Source organism: Coprococcus sp. HPP0074 (assembly GCF_964238105.1).
In the GTDB taxonomy this organism is placed as follows: Bacteria; Bacillota; Clostridia; order Lachnospirales; family Lachnospiraceae; genus Faecalimonas; species Faecalimonas umbilicata.
Genome location: NZ_CAXSKS010000003.1, coordinates 204,189 through 230,384 on the forward strand (window position 1 = coordinate 204,189; position 26,196 = coordinate 230,384).

Genomic DNA, 26,196 nt, shown 5'->3' on the forward strand with positions numbered 1-26,196 from the left:
CATTCATGGCAAAAGTTGAGTTAAAACAACCGATCGTACAGGCTATCGCGGAAGACATCCAGGGTGCTCAGTCAGCAGTTTTAGTTGATTATCGTGGATTAACAGTAGCAGAAGATACTGAGTTACGTAAACAGTTAAGAGAAGCTGGTGTAATCTACAAAGTCTGCAAGAACACAATGATGAGAAGAGCATTCGAGGGAACAGAGTTCGCTGAACTTGATTCTTACTTAGAAGGACCAAGCGCGATCGCAATTTCTAAAGACGATGCAACAGCTCCGGCAAGAATTCTTTGCAAATTTGCAAAAGACGCAAAAGCATTAGAATTAAAAGCTGGTGTAGTAGAAGGAACTGTTTATGACAGCGCAGCTTTAAACGAGTTAGCGAAGATTCCTTCAAGAGACGAATTACTTTCCAAATTCCTTGGAAGCATTCAGTCACCAATTACAAACTTTGCTCGTGTTATTAAACAAATCGCTGAAAAAGATGGCGAAGTTGTAGAAGCGGCAGCAGAGGAAGCAGCTGAAGTAACAGCTGAATAATCTATAAAAATCAAAAAACGAAAATAAAGCAAATTTTATGGAGGTAAGTAAAATGGCAAAATTAACAACAGCTGAAATGATCGAAGCGATCAAAGAATTATCAGTATTAGAATTAAACGAATTAGTAAAAGCATGTGAAGAAGAATTTGGTGTATCTGCAGCAGCAGGTGTTGTAGTTGCAGCAGCAGCTGGAGACGGAGCTGGAGCAGCAGAAGAGAAAGATGAGTTCGACGTAGAATTAGTTTCTGCTGGAGCATCTAAAGTTAAAGTAATCAAAGTTGTTCGTGAAATCACAGGACTTGGATTAAAAGAAGCTAAAGAAGTAGTAGACGGAGCTCCTAAGGTAGTTAAAGAAGGCGTTTCTAAAGCAGAAGCTGAAGAAATCAAAGCTAAATTAGAAGCAGAAGGTGCTGAAGTTAACTTAAAATAATTGTATTGTGAAAACACTACAATAAAATAAGATGAGGCTGTCATCCTTGCAGAAAATGCAGGATGGCAGCCTCATTTGCATATGGGGAAAAGTGCTTTAAACTTTAAAAAAGTATCTTGTTGAGTCATAAAATGAGGTGCTATAATGAGAAAAGATCAGGCGAAAACAGATGAAAGATGCTGAAAGAGAGGTGGGGAAACGATATGTTTACACAAAAACTTATGCAGGAGATAGAGCGTAGCTTTGAAGCGCAGCTGAACCGTCTTGGAGAGAGAAGAACAGAGGTGGAGGCTGCCCTTGTCAAATGCAGTAACGATGAGGCGGAGGCGCTGAAATGTCTTTATGCTTCGATGCCGGTCAGCGATGCGGCAGATTATGAGGCGGAATTGTTTTTATCTTATGCAAAACATGGAGTGTTTTTATGGGAGGCAGGTCCATTTGCAGGAACGATTCCGGAGGAGATTTTTGCGGGCTACATACTCCACCATCGAGTAAATAATGAAGATCTGACACCGTGTCGGCCGTTTTTCTATGAAAAGTTGCATAAGAGGATTGAGGGGCTTTCGATGGCGAAGGCGATTTTGGAGATCAATTACTGGTGTGCCGAGGAGGCGACGTATCGCACGACAGATGACAGAACTGCAAGTGCAGAGTGCGTGTACCGTTCCGCATATGGCAGATGTGGGGAGGAGTCCACCTTTGCAGTATCCGTGTTCCGAAGTGTCGGGATTCCGGCAAGGCAGGTGTATGTTCCACTTTGGTCTCACTGTGATGATAATCATGCGTGGGTGGAAGTCTGGAGCGATGGAACGTGGAAGTTTCTGGGAGCATGTGAGCCGGAGGAAGTTCTGAATAAGGGGTGGTTCACGAATGCATCCTCCCGGGCAATGATGGTACATTCCCGCTGGCTGCTTCCGGTCAGACCGCAGGAAGAGCAGGTCGGACGAACAGGTATGGCTCTTGTGGCTAATCAGCTGAAAACGTATGCAAAAACGACCACTGTGGAAGTGACGGTGCTCAATGTTGACAGTACTCCGGCTTCGGGAGCAGAGATCCGCTTTGGGGTGTTGAACTATGCAGAGTTTGGAGAAATTGCCTGTGCCCGTGCAGATGCAAAGGGAAAGAAGGTGCTGGAGACTGGATTTGGCACTTTGCAGGTGACTGCATACAAGGATGGAGCCTATGCGGAACAACTCGTAGATGTGGCAGAGCGGCACAGCTGTATACTTAGACTGGGGCAGACAGCATGTCAGCCAGATGTATGGACGGAGATGATCGTAATCGCTCCGAAAGATTCTCCGGTCAATCGTTGCGTGCAGTCGGAAGAAGAAATTTTGTTTGGAAGAGAAAAAAGCAGAAAAGCGACAAAAAAACGCATGGCAAAGGAAGCGGCTTTTTATGATGAAGATGTGGCGGTAAAGGCAGCAGAATGTATGCCGGAGCGGTTTCGGGCGCGTGCAGTGGAGATTATGAAGCTTGCGTGTGGAAATCAGAGAGAGATTGCAAAATTTCTTGAAAAGGAGATGGAACCTGCGCTCAAGATGGAGCTGTTAAATAGTCTTCGGGAGAAAGATTATCTGGATATTACCGCAGATAGTTTAGAAGAACATTGCAGGCAGGCGGCAGTCTTTGCAGGAAAATGGGACAAAGAGTTATTTGTACCGTATATCTTATGTCCGCGCGTGGATAATGAGATGATTCGTCCATTCCGAAGGTTTCTGCTGTCATGGCTCTCGGAGAAAGAGAGGCAGAAGATGGCGGAGGAGCCAAAGTATGTGTGGGAATTTGTCTGTGCACATCTGAAGTCAGATGAGCAGTTAGAGTATGGAAATCTGATCACTTCTGCACAGGGCGCATTTACCACCGGATATGGAAGTGCACTGACCAAACGGGTAGTAAGTGTGCAGATATTAAGAACACTTGGAATCCCTGCCCGTCTGAATCCTTCTGACCAGATACTGGAAGTGTGGAAGGACGGTGCATTTGTGGCATTGGAAGAGTATGAAGGACAGTCGGAAGTGCGGACAGCTGGGATTGTTGTCGAGAAGCAGGAAGGAAAGACATGGACATACTATCAAAACTGGACGATCGCGAAATTTGATGGAACGAAATACCAGACATTGCGGCTGAGTGATGAGAGCGGGCTTCCAGTCTATGGGGAGATTCCTTTGTTCCCGGGACGGTATAAGATTCTCACAGCGAACCGTCTGCCAAATGGAAATGTGTTTGCCAAACAGTTTGTGTTTGTATTGAAAGAAGGGGAAAAACGGCATATTGTTCTCGAACAGAAGGAGGCAGATGTCAAAGACATGCTGGAAGAGAATGCAATCACAGATTTTACGGTGCAGAAAGAAGACGGAACGCAATGTCATCTTTCGGAACTGGTAAACGAAAAGGAAGGGCTCTTTCTCTGGTTGGAGGAAGGAAAAGAGCCGACCGAACATCTTTTAAATGAGATCCGACAGAGGAGTGAGGCATATAATCAACTGCCTGCGAATCTGTATTTTGTAGTCCGGGATATGGAAGTGAAAAAGGATCCGACGCTTGCGAAAACACTCGCAGAACTGGAGCATGCCCAGTTTCTTGTAGACGACTTTGGAGCAGATATGGAGACGCTGGCAAGAAGGATGTATCTGGAGCCGGGCAAACTGCCGCTGATTGTCATTGTTGATCAGGAAATGAGAGGAATCTATGGTGTTGCAGGGTATAATGTGGGAAGCGCAGATATGATTCTGAAAATTTTAAATAGATAAAGGTGAGAGGATAGATAGAAAAAGGAAATGTGACGGGTGGATTTCCATATGTGGGAAGTTTAATCGATTGAAAAAAGCAGGAGTTGTCTTAAAGGCAATTCCTGCTTTTTCACAACAGAAGATTTTTATTCTCGGACAAGCGAATCACGGTTCGGTTGAGGTTTGCGCTCCACAAGTTTTTTGCCGGAAGAGAATGCAATCAACAAGCCAAGTCCCATGAGTAAAAGAGCAAAGAATAATTGTAATCCATCTGTTAAGAAGGCAAATCCTCCGGTTACGAATATTTTTTTGCAGATGGAGTAAACGCTCATTCCTAAGGATGTCATGGTCACAACTAACATCATTGTCATTGGTGCGTATAACATGAATCCCTTTCTGCCTGTCACTTTTAAGAACACAGATAAAGAAATCAATACCATAGCGGCTAATAACTGATTTGCAGAACCAAACAGTGGCCAGATGTTATTATATCCACCTAAGCTTAACAGATACCCGCCGGCCAGTGTGATGATTGTTGCAAAGTATTTGTTTGTCAGAACTTTTACAGCCGGTGAAACTGCTTTGCCTTCTTCGATTTCAAATAATTCCTGAAAAGAGAGTCTTCCGATACGTGCAACAGCATCTAAGGAAGTTAAAGCCAAAGCAGAAACGAACATAGTCATGATGCATAATCCCCATTCTTGAGGCATTCCAAGCTTACTGATCAATCCCGTTACCCCTACGGAGAATTTCGTAAAAGGAGTAGCGGTGTCTGCCAATGCCATAGCGGCCAGATCATTATTTAATACACCGGTGTCGGCTAAATTTGTCAAAGAGCCTACAATTACAATTACTAATACAGCTAACAGAGATTCCAGAAGCATACTGCCGTAGCCCACTTGCAGCATGTCTTTTTCATTTCGAATCTGTTTGCTGCTCGTCTCGCTTGATACTAAAGAATGGAATCCGCTTACTGCACCGCAGGCAATGGTGACAAACAGTGTCGGAAATAAATAACTTCCATTCGCAGAGACAAAACCGGTGAAGACCGGTGTTGAAATCGTAGGATTTGAAATCACAACTCCGATGACAGCTGCAATGATCATTCCTACAAATAAGAAGGTAGTCAAATAATCACGCGGTTGTTTTAAGAGCCACATAGGGGTGACACTTGCGAAGAAAATATAAACAAACACTAAATATAACCAGCTTTGCTTTTGCAGATAAACAGGAAAAGCAATTCCTGCTGCAAGCATAGCGACAATTAGTACGATTCCTAAAACAGCTTGTTTCCAGCCGTCGATTTTCGTTTTGCGTAAGAATAATCCAAATGCAATCGCCACAAAAACATAAAGAATAGAAATGGAAGCAGCCGCAGCATTTGGTTGTAATTTGGAGCCGTCAGCGCGAAAACCATGAAAAGTTCCCGCAACCATATCTGCGAAAGCCGCAATGACCAATAATGTAAATAACCAGCAGAATAAGAAAAATAACTTTCTTCCGGTCTTTCCAATATATACTTCAATAAGCTGGCCGATTGATTTCCCATCTGATTTTACAGAAGTATAAAGGGAAGCAAAATCCTGAACGGCTCCAAAGAAAATACCTCCGACTATGATCCATAAAAATGCAGGAAGCCAGCCAAACATCATTGCCATCACAGGACCGGTGACAGGACCCGCGCCGGCAATAGAAGAAAATTGGTGGGCAAAGACCTCCCATTTATTGCTCGGGACATAGTCAACCCCATCCTCTTTTTTTACTGCGGGTGTTTTAGCAGTTACATCAATTCCCCACTCTTTTACTAAGTAGCGGCCATACAGCAGATAAGCTCCGATTAATACAACAGCCGTAATTCCTAATAATAATAATCCATTCATACAGTTCCTCCTTTGCATATTCCTTTTTGATAACAGCATGAAATAAAAATAAAAAACTTCGTCTAGCCTCACAGAGGAGAAAACGAAGACGAAATCACAGATTTGTTTTGTAGTACTACTTAGATTGCATAAAAATACAGTGTAACTTTTGGCCTATTTCTTGCTTTATCCCAGTGCTGAAAGCTTTTGTGAAGAAAAAGCAGGAAAAAAGTTATCTTGATATTGTATTTGTATTCATGCGTTGCGTATATATTACAAGAAAAAATACTAGATGTCAATTATTTTTTTGAATAAAATTAAATTGAACTACATATTGAGAAAATACAAAGAAATGTCAAACGGTTATTGACAAAAAAGAGGAAAAAGGTGTAATCTGATAACTAAATAATTTTAGGAGGAGTTACAATGGAAGTAAAATTTATACCCGCAGAACAATTAAAAGAAAAGCCGGATGAGAATGCGTTAGGCTTTGGAAAATATTTTACAGACTATATGTTTACGATGGACTGGACGAAAGAAAAAGGCTGGCATAATGCAACGATTGAGCCTTATGGACCAGTTTCACTGGATCCGGCAACAATGGTTTTACATTATGCGCAGGAAACCTTTGAGGGATTAAAAGCATATAGGACAAAAGAAGGAAAGCTACTTTTATTCAGACCAGAAATGAATGCGAAAAGGTTTGCAAATTCCAACCGCCGTCTTTGTATGGAAGTATTGCCGGAAGAACTGTTTGTGGATGCGATTGCTACTTTAGTCTCTTATGAAAAAGACTGGATCCCAACGGCGGAAGGAACTTCTCTTTACATTCGCCCGTTTATGTTTGCAACGGAACGTGCGGTGGGAGTACACCCAAGCAATGCATATAAATTTATGATCATTCTCTCGCCGGTTGGGGCATATTACCCGGAGGGAGTGAATCCGGTTAAAATTTATGTAGAAGATGAATACGTGCGTGCTACGAAAGGCGGTACAGGATTTGCAAAGTGTGGTGGAAACTATGCTGCAAGTATAGCGGCTCAGGTGAAAGCGGAAAAGTTAGGGTATACGCAAGTATTGTGGCTTGATGGAGTAGAAAGAAAATATGTAGAAGAAGTAGGGACGATGAATGCGATGTTTATCATCGATGAAAAAATTGTGACTGCACCGTGTGATGGAACGGTTTTACCGGGAGTCACTCGTGATTCTGTGATCCAATTGTTAAAATCCTGGGGATATGTCGTAGAAGAGCGTCATTTGTCAATTGATGAATTAATGGAAGCAGGAAGAAACGGAAAGCTGCAGGAAGCTTTTGGAACCGGGACAGCAGCTGTCATTTCCCCAATCGGCAAATTAAATTATAAAGGGGAAAGTATTACCATCAATGACTTTCAAACCGGAGAAATCACACAGCGGTTATATGATACATTGACCGGAATCCAGTGGGGGAAATTAGAAGATTGCTTCCACTGGACGTATGAAGTGAAATAGTGTCGTTCATACGTCCAAATTTTTTAGAGCATAATATTAAAGCGGGTTATTTGCACGTGTTGCGATCAGTTCGCCTGCGATGCTGACTGCAATCTCGGCAGGAGTCTCCGCGCCGATGGAGAGCCCGATCGGGGACTTGCAGCGGTTAATCTCTTCCTTGGTAAATCCGTCAGCCAGAAGTTTTTCGCGGAGTGTCTCGCATTTTCGTCGGCTTCCCATGATGCCGATGTAGGAGACGGGTGTCTGCATCACTTGTTTTTGGACAATGTAGTCACAGAGATGTCCGCGAGTCATAATGCAGACATAGTCTTCCGGATGAAAGTCGATCAGATCTGACAGCTGCTCAAAGTTTCCAGTGATGCAGCGGCAGGCAGAAGGGAATAGTTCTGGGTTGGCAAATTCTTTTCGGTCATCGAAGACGACACAGCGAAAATCCAAATGTGTCAGTACCGGAACAAGTTCCTGCGCCACATGTCCGCCTCCAAAGATATAGACAGTTCCGGCTTTGATGAGGGGTTCGATGTAATAATGCCTGCCGGCAATACTATATTCGGACGGCTCTTCTGGAAGTGCATATCCAGAATCTGTCAAATTGCGCAGTGAGGCGTCTATGGTATCGGTCATATACTGGAAGGTCCAGTTGGATTCTTCCGTCAGATCGAGGAGGAGCCAGAGTTGTTTTGCCTGATCCCAGTTGGCGAGCAGTGAACGGCACTGATCTAAAAAGACTGTATTCTCATGGGAGACATATTGAAAATAGGCAGTGACCTGACCGCCGCAAACCATTCCGAGATCGGCAGCATCATTTGGTCTTAAGACAAAGTCTTTCAAAAAGGAAGTCTGCTCTTGGATCCCGAGAAGCGCCTGCTTTGTTGCTTCGTATTCAATGGAGCCTCCGCCAATCGTTCCGTGGGACGTTCCGTCAGCGAGGACGATCATGCGGGAGCCGGCGCCGCGGGGAGCAGAGCCGGAGCTTTTTGTCACAGTCACGATCATACAGTCATTTTCGGATTCTCCATGTTCTAAAAGGATTTCGAAAAGTTCTTTCATAGTTTTCATAAGATTCTCCAATCTAAATTTTTAATAGTTAATCTTTTTCCCCAATCTAAATTTTTAATTAGGAATCTTTTCCTCTAATCTAGGTTTTTAAGAGGTGTTTTTTGTCCGGTAAAAATTTCTTGAAACAGTTCTGAGGCATAGGCAGAAAGCTGTTCTTCTGCGCGCAGATAATTCTGTAAAAATACCGTTCCCTCTTTTGTGAGAGAGGAGGAACCGCCCCCGCCCCCGCCTGTTTTTGTGTGCAGCAGAGAAAAGCCGAGATGACTTTCCACGGACTTGATCGTCTTCCAGCCTTTGCTGTAAGAAATTTGCATATGCCGGCACGCGGTCTGCATGGAACCGGTATGCTCGATCAGCATCAAAAACCGGGCTGTCTCGGATGTGAAAAATGGGATTTCTCGGCAAAGCTGAAATTCTCCGACGGCGTAGATTGGAAGTGTCTCATTTTTATTGAAGCGTTCAGTATCGGAATCTACGGTGTCTGCGGATAAAATGATGCCGGAATCGCTGACGGAAACTTCTGCTGTGCGGGCGGCGATAGACGGTTGGCGCAACGCACCGCGCAGTCCGTTTTCGCCGGTGTATGTCAGTATTTCTGAAAATAATTCTTCCCGGAGCAGGATCGGATGGCCCCGGTGACCTTCAAAGACCGGGCGGACGCAGGGGGCATCCTCAGACAGCATGGTCTCCAGTGTCTGTGACAGAAGGATCGGATATTTGGCAGGGAGGATAAATACGCTGTCGCAGAGATCCTCCATGTAGTTAAGCCCGGTACAGATTTGGTCAAACATAGAGAGTGTTTCATACTGAGGACTGTACAGACAGATCGTCTGCAGCCCGGATATTTCTTTTTCCACCTGGTCGGCTTCTTCTCCGGTGATCACGGTAATTGGGGAAATTCCTGCCCGTTTTAGAGCCAGGATCACACGGCGGATGACAGAGACGTGATCCAGTTCCAAAAGTGGAAGGAAAGTGCTGTCCTGCTTCCCTCTCTTTGCCGCTAAAATAATCGCACCTGTTTTCATAAAGTCTCAAAAACTCCTTGTAATTTCTAAGAAAATTATATATGATGTATTTCGATATGTAAATAAAAACATAACGAACGGAGTGAGAAAATTGAAATTATGTAAAACAGAAGAGGCAGTCGGACAGATTTTGTGCCATGATATCACACAGATCATTCCGGGTATCGTAAAAGATGCCGTGTTCCGAAAGGGGCATGTGATCAAAGAGGAAGATATCCCCGTACTGTTAAGTGTCGGAAAAGAACATATTTATGTGTGGGAAAATGATGATACGATGCTTCATGAAAATGAGGCAGCAGAGGTTCTATACGAGATTTGCAAAGGGGAAGCGATGCATGGCTCGGAGGTAAAAGAAGGGAAGATCGAACTGATTGCAGACTGTGACGGCGTGCTGAAGATTGACAGAGAGAAGCTTTTTGCAGTCAACAGTCTTGGACAGATGATGATTGCTGCAAGACATGGAGATTTTCCGGTCAAGGCCGGGGAGAAGATTGCAGGGACAAGGATTATTCCGCTTGTGATCGAGAAGGAAAAGATGGAGCGGGCAAAACAAGTGACAGAAGGCGGACCGATTTTTTCCATTCTTCCGTATGTGCAGAAGAAGATCGGGCTTGTGACGACTGGAAGTGAAGTCTACAAGAGGAGAATTCAGGATAAATTTTCACCGGTGATCAAGGAGAAGCTGGCAGAATATGGCATGGAAGTGGCAATGCATGAGATCTGCAGCGATGACCATGAACAGATCACAGCTGTGATCCGGGCGATGCTGGATGCCGGGATGGATATGGTCATCTGTACTGGGGGGATGAGCGTCGATCCGGATGACCGCACGCCGCTTGCGATTAAAAACACAGGCGCAGAGATCGTCACTTACGGAGCGCCGGTGCTGCCGGGAGCGATGTTTCTTCTCGCCTACTATGAGGGAGAAAGACCGGTTGTCGGATTGCCGGGCTGCGTGATGTATGCGAAACGGACCATCTTTGATCTGGTGCTTCCGAGGCTTCTGGCAGGAGAGAAGATCAAGGCAGAAGAATTTTACGCACTTGGAGAAGGCGGGCTCTGTCTGTCCTGCCCGGTCTGTACATTTCCAAACTGCGGATTCGGAAAAGGAGGATATTAATGAGCGGATTTACACATTTTGATGCGAGTGGCCATGCTGTGATGGTCGATGTCAGCGAGAAGCAGGAAACACAGCGCGAAGCGACAGCGAAAGGAAAGATCTATATGAGTCCGGAATGTTTTGCGCTTGTTAAAGCAGGAGAAATGAAGAAGGGTGATGTCCTCGGTGTTGCAAGGATTGCCGGGATCATGGGAGCCAAAAAGACATCTGAGCTGATTCCGCTCTGCCATATTTTAAATCTTTCTAAAGCGGAAATCACATTCACATATCTGGAGGAAAGCTGCGCGATCGAGGCGGCGTGCACGGCAAAGACGGTCGCTAAAACCGGCGTGGAGATGGAGGCGCTGACGGGAGTTAATATCGCGCTGCTTACAATCTATGATATGTGTAAGGCGGTGGATAAGGCAATGCGTATTTCCGATATCCGGCTGTGCAGAAAGACCGGGGGCAAGAGTGGGACACTTATTTTGGAAAGCGAGGACGAATAGGTGAAAGATTCGTATGGAAGAGTCATTGATTATATGCGGATTTCCATCACGGACCGATGCAATCTGAGATGTCGCTATTGCATGCCGGATGGGATCAAAAGCATTCCGATGGAGCAGATCCTTACACTGGAAGAGATTGCAGAAGTCTGCCAGATTGCTTCGGAACTTGGAATCACAAAATTTAAAGTGACCGGAGGGGAACCGCTTGTGCGGAAAGGCTGCATCGAACTGATCCATATGCTGAAAGCACTTCCGCACACAGAGCAGGTGACGTTGACGACAAACGGGATTCTCCTTGCAGTGTATGCGAAAGAATTAAAAGAAGCGGGGCTCGACGGCGTCAATGTAAGTCTGGATACGCTGTGCGCAGAAAAATTTGCGGAGATCACCGGATATGACAGGCTAAAGGATGTGCTGGAAGGAATCCGTACCGCACATGCGCTTGGACTGAAAGTCAAGATCAACACGGTACTTCAAAAGGGCGTCAATGAGGGAGAATGGGAAGCGTTGCTCCAGATTGCAAAGGAAACACCGATCGATATACGGTTTATTGAGATGATGCCGATTGGGCACGGCAGCAGGAAGGCATCTGTTTCCAATCAGGAGTTGTTGGAAAAGATCCGTGGAAAATATGGCGAAATGACAGAAGAAGCAAAGAAGCAGCAGAGCGGTGGGCGAGGAGCATTTTCTGGGCATGGCAATGGACCGGCAGTGTACTACCAGATACCGGGATTCCAGGGAAGTGTTGGATTTATTAGCGCATTGCACGGAAAATTCTGTGACAGCTGCAATCGGATACGAATGACAGCGGAAGGCTTCATAAAGCCATGCCTGTGTTATGATACCGGGATTTCAATAAAAGAGGCGATCAGAAACCATCAGCCGCAGAAAGTGAGGCGGTTGCTTGCACAAGCAATTTCAGAGAAACCGGAAGCACATTGTTTTGAAAAGAAAGAGGAAATCACAGAAAAGCGGGAAATGTCCCGGATAGGAGGATAATATGGGAATCATCAGGGGAATCTGTACAAGCGATATCAGAGGAATTCAAAAAAGCGAAGTGCAGGAAGCAGATATTGAAGTAGACTGGGGGATTGTTGGCGATGCACACGGGGGGAAATGGCACCGTCAGATCAGTCTGCTTTCGTTGGAGCGCATTCAGGAATTTCGTGAGCGAGGGGCGGATGTGGAATTTGGCGCATTCGGAGAAAATATTATCGCGGAAGGGTACGATTTTAAAAATCTTCCGGTTGGTTCGCGCTTCCAGATTGGTGAAGTGATCTTGGAGATGACACAGATTGGGAAAGAATGTCACAGTCATTGCCAGATCTTTCAGAAAATGGGGGACTGTATCATGCCAAGAGAAGGCGTGTTTGCGCAGGTGATCCACGGAGGACATATTAAAGTCGGAGATGAGATCAGGCTGCTGGAGCAAAGTGAATAAAAGAGAAGGGAAAAGGTGGATTCGATGCATCTGAGGAAAATGGTGGGAAGCGGAAAGAAAACATGGAGACGGGCAGGCGCCCTATTGCTGGCAGGATGCCTTTTGAGCGGAAGTGCGGTTGGGCTGACCGGCTGTGCCGGAAAAAATGAAAAGACGGAACCGCAGGGGAAACAAGCAGAAGCAAAAGCAACACAGAAAAAGGGGAAAGCAGATCCCGGCAAGAAAGAAGAGACGGAGATCCAGGTATTTATCGCTGCGAGTCTGAATACGGTCATGACAGAACTGGCAGAAAATTATGAGAAGGAGCATCCGGAAGTGAAGATCACCTACAATGCGGATAGTTCGGGGACACTTCTCACACAGATTGAGGAAGGATACGAATGCGATATCTTTTTCTCCGCAGCGCAAAAGCAAATGGATCAGCTTGAGGCAGACGGGCTGATTGTGGATGGGACAAGAAAAAATGTAGTGAACAATCAGGTTGTCCTTCTTACAAGAAAGGACAGCGGTACCGAGGTTACCGGACTGGAAGATCTGGACAAGGCAAAGAGCATTGCCCTTGCCAGGGGAAGTGTACCGGTTGGAAAGTATACAAGAGAAGCGCTTGTCAGCCTTGGGATCCTTCCGGAGACAGAGGATGTATCAAAGATTCGGACAGAGGAAGTGTCAAAAGCACTCGGAGGCGTGGAAATCAGCGAGCAGGATAATGTCAGCAAAGTTCTGATCGCTGTCACAGAAGGTTCCTGTGAGGTTGGGACAACTTACTATTCAGATACACACGGCTATGAGGATCAGGTAAAGGTACTTCAGACAGTCAGTTATGATCTGACGGGAAATGTCATTTATCCAATCTGTCAGGTGGAAAATAAGGAAGCGGATGATGCACAGAAAGAAGCGGCTGCAGAGTTTTTAGAATATGTCGTCTCAGACGAAGCAAAAGCGATTTTTGAAAGTTATTATTTTGATACACAGGTAGAATAGAGAGAGTATCGTATTAGGAGGAAGGAAACATGGAAGAAGTCAGAAGGATCATGGCAGAACTGGACTGGAGTCCGCTTTGGATTTCTATGAAAACCGGTGTGGTTGCGACAGTAATCTCGTTCTTTTTAGGAATCTACGCGGCTAGAAAATCTGTTCAGGCGGGACCGAGACTAAAAGCGGTTCTGGATGGTATACTGACACTTCCGATGGTACTTCCTCCCACGGTTGCAGGTTTTTTCCTGCTGCTCATATTCAGTGTGCGGCGGCCGTTTGGGGCATTTCTATATGGCAATTTTGATATCAAGGTCGTACAGTCCTGGGCCGGATGTGTGATCGCTGCGACGGTGATTGCATTCCCGCTGATGTATCGGAATGCACGGGCGGCATTTGAGCAGATCGATATCAATCTAATCCATGCGGCGCGGACACTTGGAATGTCAGAGTTTCGTATTTTCTGGACGGTAGTTATGCCGACCGCAGGTCCAGGAGTTACAGCGGGAACGATACTGGCATTTGCCCGGGCGCTCGGAGAATATGGGGCGACTTCGATGCTGGCGGGAAATATTCCGGGAAAGACGGGAACGATCTCCCAGAAGATCGCGATGGTCATTCAGGATGGTGATTATCTGACGGCAGGTGTATGGGTAGGGATCGTGATGGTGATCGCGTTTGGAATGATCTTCGTGTTGAATCTTTTGCTTGGAAGACGGATGAGACATATCAAGAGGTGGTAGTATGGCGATAGAAGTAAGGATACATAGAGAATTTGATGATTTTAAGCTGGATGTGCAGTTTCAGTCGGAAAGTAGAAGAATCGGGATCCTCGGAGCATCTGGATGTGGAAAGAGTCTTACACTAAAAAGCATTGCAGGGATTGAAAGACCTGAAACCGGGAAGATAGAATCCGCGGGGAAGGTCTTTTTTGATTCTGCAAAAAAAATATGGATGCCGCCGCAGGAGCGAAATGTCGGTTACTTGTTTCAGAATTACGCACTTTTCCCGATGATAACTGTGGAAAAGAATATTGGGATTGCACTTCGTTGTGGAAAAAAGGAAAAAGAAAAAAAAGTGCGGGACATGATTGACCGATTTTCCTTGCAGGGACTGGAAAAAAAACTTCCGGGGCAGTTGTCAGGAGGCCAGCAGCAGCGGACGGCGCTTGCGAGGATCATGATTTATGAGCCGGATATGATTCTGTTGGATGAGCCTTTTTCAGCATTGGACAGTTATTTGAAGGAACAGACACAGAGAGAATGTCTGGAACTGCTTCAAGATTATCCGGGCACTGTTATTTTGGTTTCGCACAGTCGGGATGAAATTTATCGTTTTAGTGAAGAAGTACTGGTGATGGATGGCGGAAAAGCTGTTATCCAAAAAACGGTCAAAGAGTTGTTTGAGCATCCGCAGAAAGTAGCTGCAGCGAAGCTGACCGGATGTAAAAATATTGAAGAGATTGTATGGAAAGACGGGAAACACCTGTATGTGCCGGGATGGGATATGGTGATTCCTGCTGGAATGGGAAACGTAGGCGATGCACAGGCAATCGGGATCCGGGCGCATGAATTTACAACAGAGCGTACAGAGTCGGACGGTGAACTTGTATTTCCGGTTTACAAACCGGAAGTGAAAGAGGATTTATTTGAGTATCATGTACAGTTTTTCACATCGGAACGTGCAAAAACTCCAGTTGTGTGGAAAGTTTCCAAGAAACTCTGGGATGTTTGGGAAAAAGGTGTGCCGAAGTGGCTGCATCTGAAGAGAGAGCATATATTGTTTTTGGAGAGAGAGTAGGAAGTTTCCGGAAAGAGTAGAAAATATGCTAGAAAAAGCGTATGATAGCAGAAAGAAGCATATGGAAAGAAATTTTGAAAAATGGGAGAAAGAAATATGAAGTTATTTGACTTACATTGTGATACACTTGTTACCTTGGGAGAGAAAAAGGCAGATTTTTTCTGCCCGGAAACACAGTTCTCATTATGTGAGCTGGAAAAGTTCAGGTGCTTTTGCCAAACGATGGCGATTTTTATTCCGGATCAAGTCCGAGGAGAGGATGCATTTGCATATTTTCTCAAGTACAAAGAATATTTGGATCAGCTTTTGCAGAGACAGGCAGAAGTTGTGGAAAAAATCAACTGTGGAGCAGATATCAGACGGATTACCGGGCAAGGAAAGTGCGCGGTAATTTTGGCGGTAGAAAGTGGTGCGGCGCTTGGAGGAAGGATAGAACGTATAGATGATCTGGCGGAGAGCGGCGTAAAAATCATGACGCTTGTCTGGAATGGAAAAAATGAGCTTGGGTCAGGACATGATACCGGGGAAGGGCTTACGCCGTTTGGAAAAGAAGTGATCAGAAAAATGGAAGAGAGGAGAATGATCGTAGATGTCTCTCATTTAAATGATCGAGGATTTGATGAAGTCTGTGAAGTGGCTGCGCGTCCGTTTGTTGCAACTCACTCGAATTTACGGTCAATCTGTTCGCATCCGAGAAACTTGAAAGAAGAACAGTTTTGTGAAATGGTTATACGAGGAGGATTGGTAGGGATCAATCTTCATCAAACGTTTTTAAGTGATACAGGAGAGGGGAAAGAGGAGGATGTGTATCGGCATATTGACCGCATGTTGGAGCTGGGTGGGGAAAATGTGATCGCATGTGGAAGTGATTTCGATGGAGCGAATATCCATTTGTCGTTAAATACGCCTGTGAAATATGCAGAACTTGCAGAGAAGATGTTAAAAAGAGGGATCAAAGAAGCGGTAGTAGATAAAATCTTTTTTGAAAATGCAGAGCGATTTTTCAGAGAAAATGTATAGAGGGATGTGCAGGGTGGGAAAAGTCCTGCCCTTTTTAAATTGCTGAAAAAAACACTTGACAACAGAAAGTTTTCATGATACAGTTAAAAATGCGCTATTGTGGATAATAATGCCCGTAGTGCGCATATGAAAACACTCATAAATGCTTGTTTTCATTGTATATTCAAGGAAAATACAACGCAACCAAATAAATATACAAGGAGTGAAACGTCAATGGAGAAAAATAGAATTCGTCCCATCACAAATGGAAAAAGTTCCCGTATGAGCTATTCTAGACAAAAAGAAGTATTGCAGATGCCGAACTTGATCGAAGTCCAGAAGGATTCTTACCAGTGGTTTCTGGATGAGGGATTAAAAGAAGTATTCCGCGATATCTCTCCGATTGCTGATTACAGCGGTCACTTGAGTCTGGAGTTTGTAGACTTTACATTATGCGAAGATGATGTGAAGTATACGATCGAGGAATGTAAAGAGCGTGATGCAACTTATGCAGCACCGCTGAAAGTCAGAGTAAGACTTTATAATAAGGAAAAAGATGAGATCAACGAGCATGAAATCTTTATGGGAGATCTGCCGCTCATGACAGCGACCGGTACTTTTGTAATCAATGGTGCTGAGCGTGTTATCGTAAGCCAGTTAGTTCGTTCCCCTGGAATTTATTATGCGATTGCCCATGACAAAATCGGGAAAGAATTATTTTCATCAACAGTTATCCCTAACCGTGGGGCATGGCTGGAGTATGAGACAGACTCCAATGACGTTTTTTATGTTCGTGTAGACAGAACAAGAAAGGTACCGATCACAGTGCTGATTCGTGCACTTGGATTTGGTACGAATGCAGAAATTATTGAATTATTCGGAGAAGAGCCGAAGATTCTTGCAAGCTTTGGAAAAGATACGGCTGAGAATTATCAAGAAGGTCTTCTGGAATTATATAAGAAGATCCGTCCGGGTGAACCTCTTGCAGTAGACAGTGCAGAGAGCCTTATCACAAGCATGTTCTTTGACGCGAGACGCTATGACCTTGCAAAGGTTGGACGTTATAAATTCAATAAAAAACTTGCACTGAAGAACCGTATTTCCGGACAGAAAGCGGCAGAGACAGTTGTAAGCCCTCTGACAGGTGAAGTGCTTGTAGAGGAAGGACAGCTCATTACAAGGGAACTTGCAGAAGCAATCCAGAATGCAGCAGTTCCATATGTATGGGTACAGGGAGAAGAACGTAAGATCAAAGTTCTTTCCAATATGATGGTAGATTTAAAGGCGATCGTAGATATCGATCCAAAGGAAGTTGGAGTGACAGAGGCAGTCTTCTATCCGGTACTGGCAGGCCTTTTGGAGGAAACTGCAGGAGATGTAGAAGAACTCAAAGATGCAATCCGCAAGAACATCAATGAGTTGATTCCGAAACATATTACAAAGGAAGATATTCTTGCTTCCATTAACTACAATATTCACTTAGAGTATGGACTTGGAACAGACGATGATATCGACCACTTAGGAAACAGACGTATCCGTGCGGTTGGAGAACTGTTACAGAACCAGTACAGAATCGGTCTTTCCAGACTGGAGAGAGTTGTTCGTGAGAGAATGACTACACAGGATCTGGATGGTATTTCTCCACAGTCTCTGATCAATATCAAGCCTGTAACGGCAGCAGTGAAAGAATTCTTCGGTTCTTCACAGCTCTCACAGTTCATGGATCAGAACAACCCGCTTGGTGAGCTGACACATAAGAGACGTCTCTCTGCACTTGGACCAGGTGGTCTGTCACGAGACAGAGCCGGATTCGAGGTGCGTGACGTTCACTATTCTCATTATGGAAGAATGTGTCCGATCGAGACTCCTGAAGGTCCGAACATCGGTTTGATCAACTCTCTTGCAACTTATGCGAGAATTAACGAATACGGATTTATCGAGGCTCCGTATCGTAAGATTGATAAGACAGATCCGGCGAACCCGGTTGTCACAGAAGAAGTTATCTACATGACAGCAGATGAAGAAGATAACTACCATGTAGCACAGGCGAATGAGCCTTTGGATGAAGAAGGACACTTCCTTCACAAAAATGTTTCCGGTCGTTACCGTGAAGAGACACAGGAGTACGAGAGAAAGATGTTCGATTACATGGACGTTTCTCCGAAGATGGTGTTCTCAGTAGCGACAGCACTTATTCCTTTCCTGGAAAACGATGATGCCAACCGTGCGCTGATGGGATCCAACATGCAGCGTCAGGCAGTGCCGCTTCTTACAACAGAAGCGCCGGTAGTCGGAACAGGTATGGAAGTGAAAGCCGCTGTCGATTCTGGGGTATGTGTTGTTGCAGAGCAGGCAGGAACTGTGGAGCGCTCTACATCAAAAGAGATTACGATCAGACATGAAGATGGAACAAAGAAAACATATAAATTGACAAAATTCCTTCGCAGTAACCAGAGCAACTGCTACAACCAGAGACCGATCGTAGTCAAAGGAGAAAAAGTAGAAGCAGGTCAGGTAATCGCAGATGGACCATCCACATCAAACGGAGAGATGGCCCTTGGTAAGAACCCACTGATCGGTTTCATGACATGGGAAGGATACAACTACGAGGATGCTGTACTTCTGAGTGAAAGACTTGTACAGGATGATGTTTACACATCTGTACATATCGAAGAATACGAGGCAGAAGCTCGTGATACGAAGTTAGGACCGGAAGAAATCACACGCGACATTCCAGGTGTTGGAGATGATGCACTCAAGGATCTTGACGAGAGAGGTATCATCCGCATCGGTGCAGAGGTGCGCGCAGGAGATATTCTTGTCGGAAAAGTAACTCCGAAGGGAGAGACAGAACTGACAGCAGAAGAGAGACTGCTCCGTGCAATCTTCGGAGAAAAGGCGAGAGAAGTAAGAGATACTTCCCTGAAAGTACCTCATGGAGAATACGGTATCGTAGTAGATGCAAAAGTATTTACAAGAGAAAATGGTGATGAGTTATCTCCTGGAGTGAACCAGGCAGTCCGCATTTACATTGCACAGAAGAGAAAAATCTCTGTCGGTGATAAAATGGCCGGACGTCATGGTAACAAGGGTGTTGTTTCCCGTGTACTTCCAGTAGAAGATATGCCGTTCCTTCCAAACGGACGTCCGCTTGACATCGTGCTGAACCCACTTGGTGTGCCTTCACGTATGAACATCGGACAGGTACTTGAAATTCACTTAAGTCTTGCTGCGAAAGCATTAGGATTTAACATTGCAACGCCGGTATTCGACGGTGCAAACGAAAATGATATTATGGACACTCTGGATCTTGCAAATGATTATGTAAATCTTGAGTGGGAAGAATTTGAACAGAAACATAAAGAAGAGTTGCTGCCGGAAGTTATGCAGTATCTGTCAGACAACAGAGAACACAGAAAACTCTGGAAAGGTGTTCCGCTCTCAAGAGACGGTAAAGTTCGTCTCCGCGACGGTAGAACCGGAGAATATTTTGACAGCCCGGTTACGATCGGACACATGCACTATCTGAAGCTGCATCACTTGGTAGACGATAAGATCCATGCACGTTCTACTGGTCCTTACTCACTGGTAACACAGCAGCCATTAGGTGGTAAGGCACAGTTCGGTGGACAGAGATTCGGTGAGATGGAAGTTTGGGCACTGGAGGCATACGGTGCATCTTACACACTTCAGGAAATCTTAACTGTAAAATCAGATGACGTTGTCGGCCGTGTGAAGACATACGAGGCGATCATCAAGGGAGATAACATCCCAGAACCAGGAATTCCGGAATCCTTTAAAGTACTCTTAAAAGAACTTCAGTCACTTGGACTTGATGTCAGAGTACTCAGAGAAGACCAGACAGAAGTAGAGATCATGGAGACGATCGATTACGGTGAGACGGATTTACATTCAATCATCGAAGGAGACAGAAGATATAATTCAGAAGAAGAATCTTACGGGGAACACGGGTTCAGCAAACAGGAGTTTGACGGAGAAGAACTTGTGGACATCGAGGAGGATCTGACGGATTTTGATGCAACTGATGACATCGATTTTGAAGCAATTCTTGACGAAGAATAGAAGAAGGGAGTGCCACAAATGACAGCCACAAATAATGAAACATCATATCAGCCAATGACGTTTGATGCAATTAAAATTGGATTGGCATCACCTGAGAAGATTTTAGAGTGGTCAAGGGGAGAAGTTACAAAACCTGAGACAATTAACTATAGAACATTAAAACCAGAGCGTGACGGTCTGTTCTGCGAAAGAATTTTCGGACCAAGCAAAGACTGGGAATGCCACTGTGGAAAATACAAAAAAATCCGCTACAAAGGCGTTGTCTGCGACCGCTGTGGTGTAGAGGTAACAAAGGCGAGTGTCCGCCGTGAGCGTATGGGTCATATTGACCTTGCCGCTCCGGTGTCTCACATCTGGTATTTTAAAGGAATTCCGAGCCGTATGGGACTGATCCTTGATCTTTCTCCGAGAACACTTGAGAAAGTATTGTATTTTGCTTCCTATATCGTACTGGATAAGGGAGAGACAAACTTACAGTACAAACAGGTGTTATCTGAGCAGGAATACCAGGATGCAAGAGAGGCATGGGGAAATAATTTCCGTGTCGGAATGGGAGCAGAAGCAATTCAGGAATTGCTTCAGGCAATCGATCTTGAGAAAGAATATGTAGAGCTTCAGGCAGGATTAGAAGGAGCAACTGGACAGAAGCGTGCAAGAATCGTGAAGCGTCTGGAAGTTGTAGAGGCGTTCCGTGATTCCGGAAACAAACCGGAATGGATGATCATGACTGTGATCCCGGTTATTCCGCCGGATTTACGTCCGATGGTACAGCTTGATGGTGGACGTTTTGCTACTTCTGACTTAAATGATCTTTACAGAAGAATCATCAACAGAAACAACCGTCTGAGAAGACTGTTGGAGTTAGGTGCGCCTGACATTATCGTCCGCAATGAAAAGAGAATGCTTCAAGAAGCAGTAGACGCCCTGATTGATAACGGACGCCGCGGACGTCCGGTAACAGGACCAGGAAACAGACCGTTAAAATCACTTTCCGATATGCTGAAAGGTAAATCCGGACGTTTCCGTCAGAACCTGCTCGGAAAACGTGTTGACTACTCTGGACGTTCCGTTATCGTTGTAGGACCGGAACTGAAGATTTATCAGTGTGGTCTTCCAAAAGAGATGGCGATCGAGTTATTCAAGCCGTTCGTAATGAAAGAGCTTGTAGCAAACGGTACCGCTCACAATATTAAAAACGCAAAGAAAATGGTTGAGAGATTACAGCCGGAAGTATGGGATGTCTTAGAAGACGTGATCAAAGAGCATCCAGTTATGTTAAACCGCGCCCCTACTCTTCACAGACTTGGTATTCAGGCATTTGAGCCGATTCTTGTAGAAGGTAAGGCAATCAAACTTCATCCGCTTGTATGTACAGCGTTCAACGCTGACTTCGATGGTGACCAGATGGCTGTTCACCTTCCGTTGTCTGTAGAAGCACAGGCAGAGTGCCGCTTCTTACTCTTATCTCCAAATAACCTTCTGAAACCTTCAGACGGTGGTCCGGTAGCAGTTCCTTCCCAGGATATGGTACTTGGTATCTATTACCTGACACAGGAAAGACCGGGAGCAAAGGGAGAAGGAAAGTACTTTAAGAACTTAAATGAGGCGATCCTCGCGTATGAAAATGGCGTGATCACGCTTCACTCTAAGATTAAAGTGCGTGTTACAAAGACAATGCCAAACGGTGAAGTGAAGACTGGAAATGTAGAATCTACACTGGGAAGATTTATCTTTAACGAGATCATCCCACAGGATCTTGGATTTGTAGATAGAAGCATTCCGGGAAATGAACTGCTTCTGGAAGTAGACTTCCATGTAGGAAAGAAACAGAATAAGCAGATTCTTGAAAAAGTAATCAATACACACGGTGCAACAAAGACAGCCGAAGTATTAGACTTAATCAAGGCGACAGGATATAAGTACTCTACAAGAGCAGCGATGACTGTTTCGATTTCTGATATGACAGTGCCTCCGCAGAAGCCGGAGATGATTCAGAATGCACAGGATACTGTGGATAGAATCACAAAGAACTTCAAGCGTGGTCTGATCACAGAAGAAGAACGTTACAAAGAAGTTGTAGAGACATGGAAAGAGACTGATGATAAGCTGACAGAGGCACTGTTATCAGGACTTGATAAATACAATAACATCTTCATGATGGCAGATTCCGGAGCCCGTGGTTCTGACAAGCAGATCAAACAGCTTGCAGGTATGCGTGGATTGATGGCCGATACAACAGGACGTACGATCGAGCTCCCAATCAAGTCAAACTTCCGTGAAGGTCTTGACGTATTGGAATACTTCATGTCTGCCCATGGAGCTCGTAAAGGACTTTCTGATACAGCGCTTCGTACAGCCGACTCTGGATACCTGACAAGACGTCTTGTTGACGTATCACAGGAACTTGTTATCCGCGAAGTAGACTGTGTGGAAAAAGGCGCTGAGATTCCAGGTATGTATGTAAGAGCATTCATGGATGGAAACGAAGTTATTGAAAGCTTACAGGAACGTATCACAGGACGTTATTCCTGCGAGACTATCTGTGACAAAGATGGAAATGTGCTTGTAAAAGCAAATCATATGATTACACCGAAACGTGCAGAGAACATCATGAAATACGGTGTGAATGCACAGGGCGGAGAGATTACAGAAGTGAAGATCCGTACGATTCTTTCTTGTAAGTCACACATCGGAATCTGTGCAAAATGCTACGGTGCAAACATGGCAACGGGAGAGCCGGTACAGGTTGGAGAAGCAGTCGGTATCATTGCTGCTCAGTCAATCGGTGAGCCGGGTACACAGCTTACGATGCGTACATTCCATACCGGTGGTGTTGCCGGTGACGATATCACACAGGGTCTTCCTCGTGTCGAGGAGCTTTTTGAGGCAAGAAAGCCGAAGGGTCTTGCAATCATCACAGAATTTGGTGGAGTTGCAACCATCCATGATACTAAGAAGAAACGTGAGATCATTGTGACAAACAACGAGACAGGAGAATCCAAAGCATATCTGATCCCTTACGGTTCCAGAATCAAAGTGCAGGATGGAGCAGTATTAGGAGCAGGTGATGAGCTGACAGAAGGTAGTGTGAACCCACACGATATTCTGAAAATCAAAGGACTCCGTGCAGTACAAGATTACATGATCCAGGAGGTACAGCGTGTATACCGTCTCCAAGGTGTAGAAATCAACGATAAGCATATCGAGGTCATTGTACGTCAGATGCTGAAGAAGATCCGCATCGAGGAAAAGGGTGATACAGAATTCTTACCGGGAACAATGGTAAATGTACTTGAATTTGACGATGTGAACGAGAAGATGATCGCAGAAGGAAAAGAGCCTGCAACAGGTGTTCAGGTAATGCTTGGTATTACAAAAGCTTCTCTTGCAACAGATTCCTTCTTATCAGCAGCTTCCTTCCAGGAGACAACAAAAGTCCTGACAGAGGCGGCAATCAAAGGTAAAGTGGACCATCTGATCGGTGTGAAAGAAAACGTATTGATCGGTAAACTCATTCCAGCAGGAACAGGTATGAGAAAATACCGTGATGTAAAACTGGATACAGATATGGCAATGGAAGATGAAATTTCTTTAGAAGACTTTGAGACATTTACATTATCTGAGGAAAGCGTAGCAGAGCTGGAAGCACAAGATGTATTGGTCGAGGATTTATTTAATTCGATAGAAGAATAAAAGAGGAGGGTGAGGCTGAAAAAGTCTTGCCCTCTTTTGCTGCGCGGAAGGCGTTCTGCTGGATATCACTAAGAGGTTTGAAGAAGGAGACATGTATGGTTGACTGGATCATAGGAATTGGAGTTGCTGTGCTGGTTGTTTTGATTATCCGACAGCAGTTTCGAAAGAAAAGAAATGGACAAAGTGGATGTGGATGAGGCGGTTGCAGCGGTTGTGCCGGAATTTGTCCGACGGACAGAAAAGATCAGAATTGACAGTAGAAAGAAGAAGAGAATATAATAAAAATAGAGGGTTCTGCTGGGAGAATTTATCAGTGAAAGGAGAACCAGACAGAAATAGATTAAGAGATAGCAGGAGGAAGAAAAATGTTTCAAGATAAGCTGAACCGTGTATTGAATGCGATGAAAGACGCAGGACTGGAACAAATGATTGTTGCAGATCCTGCATCGATCTACTATCTGACAGGAAGAATGATCCTGCCGGGAGAGAGGATGCTAGTACTGTATCTGAACCAGAATGGAGATCACAAGCTGATCCTATCTAAACTTTTCCCGCAGGAAGGAGAAGTTGGAGTGGATGTCATCTATTTTGATGATGTGGAGGACAGTGTGGAAATCCTTGCACGATATGTGGAAAAAGAGAAAAAAGTAGGAGTGGACAAGATTTGGCCCGCAAAATTTTTACTTCGTCTGATGGAACTGGAAGCAGGAAGTGCGTTTGTCAATGCTTCTTTTGTACTGGACGATATTCGGCAGATCAAAGATGCAGATGAGATTTGTAAAATGAAAGAAGCTTCCAGACTGAATGATATGGCAGTGGAGCGACTGATACCGCTTGTGAATCAGGGAATGACAGAACAAGAGTTGGCAGAAGAATTGCAGAAGATTTATCTGGAACTGGGTGCAGAAGGATATTCTTTTGAGCCAATCTGTGCTTATGGGGCAAATGCGGCAGATCCACATCATATGACAGATACGGTCAGTGTCGGCAAAACAGGAGATTCGGTTGTGCTTGATATTGGCTGTAAGAAGGATGGATATTGCTCTGATATGACGAGAACCGTCTTTATCGGTGAGGCTTCTGAGCAGGCAAGAGAAGTGTATGATACCGTGCTTCAGGCAAATCTGAGGGCGATTGCGGCAGTAAAACCAGGTGCGCGTTTCTGTGATGTGGACAAAGCAGCCCGAGATTACATTACAGAGAAAGGCTATGGACCATATTTTACACACCGCACCGGACACTGCATCGGACAAGAAGTGCATGAGGCGGGGGATGTTTCTTCTGTGAATGAAAACGTGTTGAAGCCGGGAATGATCTTCTCCATCGAGCCGGGCATTTACCTTGAAGGGAAAGTGGGAGTCCGTATCGAAGATCTTGTTCTTGTGACAGAAGAAGGGTGCGAAGTGCTGAATCGAGCAGATAAAGCATTGAGAATTATCTAAGATGGTAGTAAAAAATATGTTGAATATGCAGCTGATGATCTTTCTTCTTGTGATCATTGGTTTCTGCATCCGAAAAAAGGGGATTGTGGGCACAGAGGGGCGGAAGAACATGGTAGACCTCTGTCTTTTTGTCACACTTCCGTTTAATATTATTCATTCATTTTTTATGGAATGGGATTGGGGGATGATGGTTTCCTGCGCAATCGTATTGTTCCTGTCAATTGGATATAATGTAGTCAGTATTGTGACGAGTTTTGTATGCTACCGAAAAGAACCGCATTACAGGCAGAAGACACTTCGGTATGGGACGATCGTGTCAAACGGCGGTTTCCTCGGAAATCCAATTATTGAGGGGATTTACGGAAGCAGCGGGCTTTTTTATGCATCTATTTTTATGATCCCTGTCCGGATCGTGATGTGGACGATTGGAATGTCTGTGTTTATGAAAGGAAGCGGGCAGGAAGAAAAAGCAGGGAAACGCAGCCTGTTTCGAAAAGTGATGACCAATCCCTGCATTGTGGCGGTGTATACCGGGGCAATTCTGATGGGGAGCGGGATCAGCCTTCCGACCTTTCTGGAAAATACTATTTCGGGGATCAGCAGCTGTAATACACCGCTCAGTATGATGCTGGTAGGGATGATGCTTGCCGAAATGAATCCGAAGGGACTTTTGACCAAGTCCGTTGCTTTTTACACATTTGTCCGGCTGATTGTTGTGCCGGGGATTGTGTTTGGATTGACGGCACTACTTCCGATCAATCCGCTTCTTCGGGGAATCACAGTGATCATTGCAGCGATGCCGACACCGATTACAGCAGTACTTCTGTCAGGAAAACATGGCGGGGATGAACAGTGCGCTGCGGGAATGCTGTTTGTATCTACGCTTCTGTCACTCGTGACGTTGCCGATCTGGTGCATGTTTTTATAGAAAAGCAGGGAAAGCAGAAAAAAGTTTGCAGGATTGCGACTTTTTTTTGCTTTTTTTGTCTGGGTGCTTGACATTTGGGGAAAATCGTAATAGAC

The 26,196-nt window shown here is 44.9% G+C and carries 20 protein-coding genes; 17 read left to right on the top strand and 3 right to left on the bottom strand.

Annotated features, from left to right (window positions below; genetic code table 11):
* Nucleotides 1-5 precede the first annotated feature (5 nt).
* From rplJ to ACESPO_RS05445, 3 genes are all read left to right on the top strand, one after another.
* Nucleotides 6-539: a 50S ribosomal protein L10 gene (gene rplJ, locus ACESPO_RS05435; protein WP_008976730.1), complete on the top strand. Its 534-nt coding sequence runs from the start codon at nucleotides 6-8 to the stop codon at nucleotides 537-539.
* A 52-nt stretch (nucleotides 540-591) separates the two neighbouring features.
* A complete protein-coding gene (gene rplL, locus ACESPO_RS05440) occupies nucleotides 592-969 on the top strand; it encodes a 50S ribosomal protein L7/L12 (RefSeq protein ID WP_009245166.1) in 378 nt (125 codons plus the stop codon).
* 203 nt (nucleotides 970-1,172) lie between these two features.
* Nucleotides 1,173-3,722, top strand: a complete 2,550-nt coding sequence (locus ACESPO_RS05445) for a transglutaminase-like domain-containing protein (RefSeq protein ID WP_499788565.1) — start codon at nucleotides 1,173-1,175, stop codon at nucleotides 3,720-3,722.
* 125 nt (nucleotides 3,723-3,847) lie between these two features.
* On the opposite strand, the gene ACESPO_RS05450 is transcribed toward ACESPO_RS05445, so the two are convergent.
* A complete protein-coding gene (locus tag ACESPO_RS05450) occupies nucleotides 3,848-5,581 on the bottom strand; it encodes a carbon starvation CstA family protein (RefSeq protein ID WP_499788566.1) in 1,734 nt (577 codons plus the stop codon).
* Nucleotides 5,582-5,986: 405 nt separating this feature from the next.
* On the opposite strand from ACESPO_RS05450, the gene ACESPO_RS05455 reads away from it, so the two are divergent.
* Nucleotides 5,987-7,051 (top strand): branched-chain amino acid aminotransferase, encoded by a 1,065-nt coding sequence (locus tag ACESPO_RS05455; RefSeq protein WP_270457924.1) that lies wholly within the window; start codon nucleotides 5,987-5,989, stop codon nucleotides 7,049-7,051.
* A gap of 36 nt (nucleotides 7,052-7,087) precedes the next feature.
* Here the strand turns inward: ACESPO_RS05455 and ACESPO_RS05460 are convergent, their stop codons facing one another.
* Together ACESPO_RS05460 and ACESPO_RS05465 are read right to left on the bottom strand one after the other, a co-directional pair.
* On the bottom strand, nucleotides 7,088-8,110 hold the full coding sequence (locus ACESPO_RS05460; RefSeq protein ID WP_499788567.1) for an XdhC family protein: 1,023 nt from the start codon (nucleotides 8,108-8,110) through the stop codon (nucleotides 7,088-7,090).
* A 74-nt stretch (nucleotides 8,111-8,184) separates the two neighbouring features.
* Nucleotides 8,185-9,135 carry an NTP transferase domain-containing protein gene (locus ACESPO_RS05465; protein WP_270196330.1) on the bottom strand — a complete coding sequence of 317 codons (951 nt, stop codon included), beginning with the start codon at nucleotides 9,133-9,135 and terminating at the stop codon, nucleotides 8,185-8,187.
* Nucleotides 9,136-9,226: 91 nt separating this feature from the next.
* Between ACESPO_RS05465 and ACESPO_RS05470 the strand changes: the two genes are divergently transcribed.
* The 13 genes from ACESPO_RS05470 to ACESPO_RS05530 all read left to right on the top strand — a co-directional run bounded on the left by ACESPO_RS05470 (nucleotide 9,227) and on the right by ACESPO_RS05530 (nucleotide 26,101).
* A complete protein-coding gene (locus ACESPO_RS05470; RefSeq protein ID WP_016439697.1) occupies nucleotides 9,227-10,255 on the top strand; it encodes a molybdopterin-binding protein in 1,029 nt (342 codons plus the stop codon).
* Nucleotides 10,255-10,743, top strand: coding sequence for a cyclic pyranopterin monophosphate synthase MoaC (moaC, locus tag ACESPO_RS05475; RefSeq protein ID WP_390109427.1), 489 nt, complete (start codon nucleotides 10,255-10,257; stop codon nucleotides 10,741-10,743). Before ACESPO_RS05470 ends, moaC begins: the two co-directional genes overlap by 1 nt.
* The gene (gene moaA, locus ACESPO_RS05480; protein WP_499788568.1) at nucleotides 10,744-11,742 is read left to right on the top strand and encodes a GTP 3',8-cyclase MoaA; all 999 of its coding nucleotides are present in this window, start codon (nucleotides 10,744-10,746) and stop codon (nucleotides 11,740-11,742) included.
* 1 nt (nucleotide 11,743) lies between these two features.
* Nucleotides 11,744-12,184 (top strand): MOSC domain-containing protein, encoded by a 441-nt coding sequence (locus ACESPO_RS05485; RefSeq protein ID WP_117577145.1) that lies wholly within the window; start codon nucleotides 11,744-11,746, stop codon nucleotides 12,182-12,184.
* A 24-nt stretch (nucleotides 12,185-12,208) separates the two neighbouring features.
* Complete coding sequence (modA, locus tag ACESPO_RS05490) at nucleotides 12,209-13,165, top strand: molybdate ABC transporter substrate-binding protein (RefSeq protein ID WP_499788570.1); 957 nt, start codon at nucleotides 12,209-12,211, stop codon at nucleotides 13,163-13,165.
* A gap of 29 nt (nucleotides 13,166-13,194) precedes the next feature.
* Complete coding sequence (gene modB, locus ACESPO_RS05495) at nucleotides 13,195-13,899, top strand: molybdate ABC transporter permease subunit (protein WP_009263111.1); 705 nt, start codon at nucleotides 13,195-13,197, stop codon at nucleotides 13,897-13,899.
* A gap of 1 nt (nucleotide 13,900) precedes the next feature.
* Nucleotides 13,901-14,956 carry a sulfate/molybdate ABC transporter ATP-binding protein gene (locus ACESPO_RS05500; protein ID WP_499788571.1) on the top strand — a complete coding sequence of 352 codons (1,056 nt, stop codon included), beginning with the start codon at nucleotides 13,901-13,903 and terminating at the stop codon, nucleotides 14,954-14,956.
* A gap of 96 nt (nucleotides 14,957-15,052) precedes the next feature.
* Nucleotides 15,053-15,976 carry a dipeptidase gene (locus ACESPO_RS05505; protein ID WP_499788572.1) on the top strand — a complete coding sequence of 308 codons (924 nt, stop codon included), beginning with the start codon at nucleotides 15,053-15,055 and terminating at the stop codon, nucleotides 15,974-15,976.
* Between the two features lie 213 nt (nucleotides 15,977-16,189).
* Nucleotides 16,190-20,038 carry a DNA-directed RNA polymerase subunit beta gene (gene rpoB / locus ACESPO_RS05510; protein ID WP_008976712.1) on the top strand — a complete coding sequence of 1,283 codons (3,849 nt, stop codon included), beginning with the start codon at nucleotides 16,190-16,192 and terminating at the stop codon, nucleotides 20,036-20,038.
* An 18-nt stretch (nucleotides 20,039-20,056) separates the two neighbouring features.
* A complete protein-coding gene (rpoC, locus tag ACESPO_RS05515; RefSeq protein ID WP_008976711.1) occupies nucleotides 20,057-23,731 on the top strand; it encodes a DNA-directed RNA polymerase subunit beta' in 3,675 nt (1,224 codons plus the stop codon).
* 95 nt (nucleotides 23,732-23,826) lie between these two features.
* Nucleotides 23,827-23,928: a FeoB-associated Cys-rich membrane protein gene (locus ACESPO_RS05520; RefSeq protein WP_009263107.1), complete on the top strand. Its 102-nt coding sequence runs from the start codon at nucleotides 23,827-23,829 to the stop codon at nucleotides 23,926-23,928.
* Nucleotides 23,929-24,096: 168 nt separating this feature from the next.
* Nucleotides 24,097-25,173 carry a M24 family metallopeptidase gene (locus ACESPO_RS05525; RefSeq protein ID WP_008976710.1) on the top strand — a complete coding sequence of 359 codons (1,077 nt, stop codon included), beginning with the start codon at nucleotides 24,097-24,099 and terminating at the stop codon, nucleotides 25,171-25,173.
* A 1-nt stretch (nucleotide 25,174) separates the two neighbouring features.
* On the top strand, nucleotides 25,175-26,101 hold the full coding sequence (locus ACESPO_RS05530; RefSeq protein WP_499788575.1) for an AEC family transporter: 927 nt from the start codon (nucleotides 25,175-25,177) through the stop codon (nucleotides 26,099-26,101).
* Nucleotides 26,102-26,196 lie beyond the last annotated feature (95 nt).

Coding starts and splice junctions, on each gene's coding strand:
- ACESPO_RS05460 (WP_499788567.1), bottom strand. CDS start 8,110: ATGAAAACTATGAAAGAACTTTTCGAAATCCTTTTAGAACATGGAGAA.
- ACESPO_RS05500 (WP_499788571.1), top strand. CDS start 13,901: ATGGCGATAGAAGTAAGGATACATAGAGAATTTGATGATTTTAAGCTG.
- ACESPO_RS05520 (WP_009263107.1), top strand. CDS start 23,827: ATGGTTGACTGGATCATAGGAATTGGAGTTGCTGTGCTGGTTGTTTTG.
- rpoC (WP_008976711.1), top strand. CDS start 20,057: ATGACAGCCACAAATAATGAAACATCATATCAGCCAATGACGTTTGAT.
- rplL (WP_009245166.1), top strand. CDS start 592: ATGGCAAAATTAACAACAGCTGAAATGATCGAAGCGATCAAAGAATTA.
- rplJ (WP_008976730.1), top strand. CDS start 6: ATGGCAAAAGTTGAGTTAAAACAACCGATCGTACAGGCTATCGCGGAA.
- ACESPO_RS05485 (WP_117577145.1), top strand. CDS start 11,744: ATGGGAATCATCAGGGGAATCTGTACAAGCGATATCAGAGGAATTCAA.
- ACESPO_RS05505 (WP_499788572.1), top strand. CDS start 15,053: ATGAAGTTATTTGACTTACATTGTGATACACTTGTTACCTTGGGAGAG.
- moaC (WP_390109427.1), top strand. CDS start 10,255: ATGAGCGGATTTACACATTTTGATGCGAGTGGCCATGCTGTGATGGTC.
- ACESPO_RS05530 (WP_499788575.1), top strand. CDS start 25,175: ATGGTAGTAAAAAATATGTTGAATATGCAGCTGATGATCTTTCTTCTT.
- ACESPO_RS05445 (WP_499788565.1), top strand. CDS start 1,173: ATGTTTACACAAAAACTTATGCAGGAGATAGAGCGTAGCTTTGAAGCG.
- ACESPO_RS05450 (WP_499788566.1), bottom strand. CDS start 5,581: ATGAATGGATTATTATTATTAGGAATTACGGCTGTTGTATTAATCGGA.
- modA (WP_499788570.1), top strand. CDS start 12,209: ATGCATCTGAGGAAAATGGTGGGAAGCGGAAAGAAAACATGGAGACGG.
- rpoB (WP_008976712.1), top strand. CDS start 16,190: ATGGAGAAAAATAGAATTCGTCCCATCACAAATGGAAAAAGTTCCCGT.
- ACESPO_RS05525 (WP_008976710.1), top strand. CDS start 24,097: ATGTTTCAAGATAAGCTGAACCGTGTATTGAATGCGATGAAAGACGCA.
- ACESPO_RS05465 (WP_270196330.1), bottom strand. CDS start 9,135: ATGAAAACAGGTGCGATTATTTTAGCGGCAAAGAGAGGGAAGCAGGAC.
- modB (WP_009263111.1), top strand. CDS start 13,195: ATGGAAGAAGTCAGAAGGATCATGGCAGAACTGGACTGGAGTCCGCTT.
- ACESPO_RS05455 (WP_270457924.1), top strand. CDS start 5,987: ATGGAAGTAAAATTTATACCCGCAGAACAATTAAAAGAAAAGCCGGAT.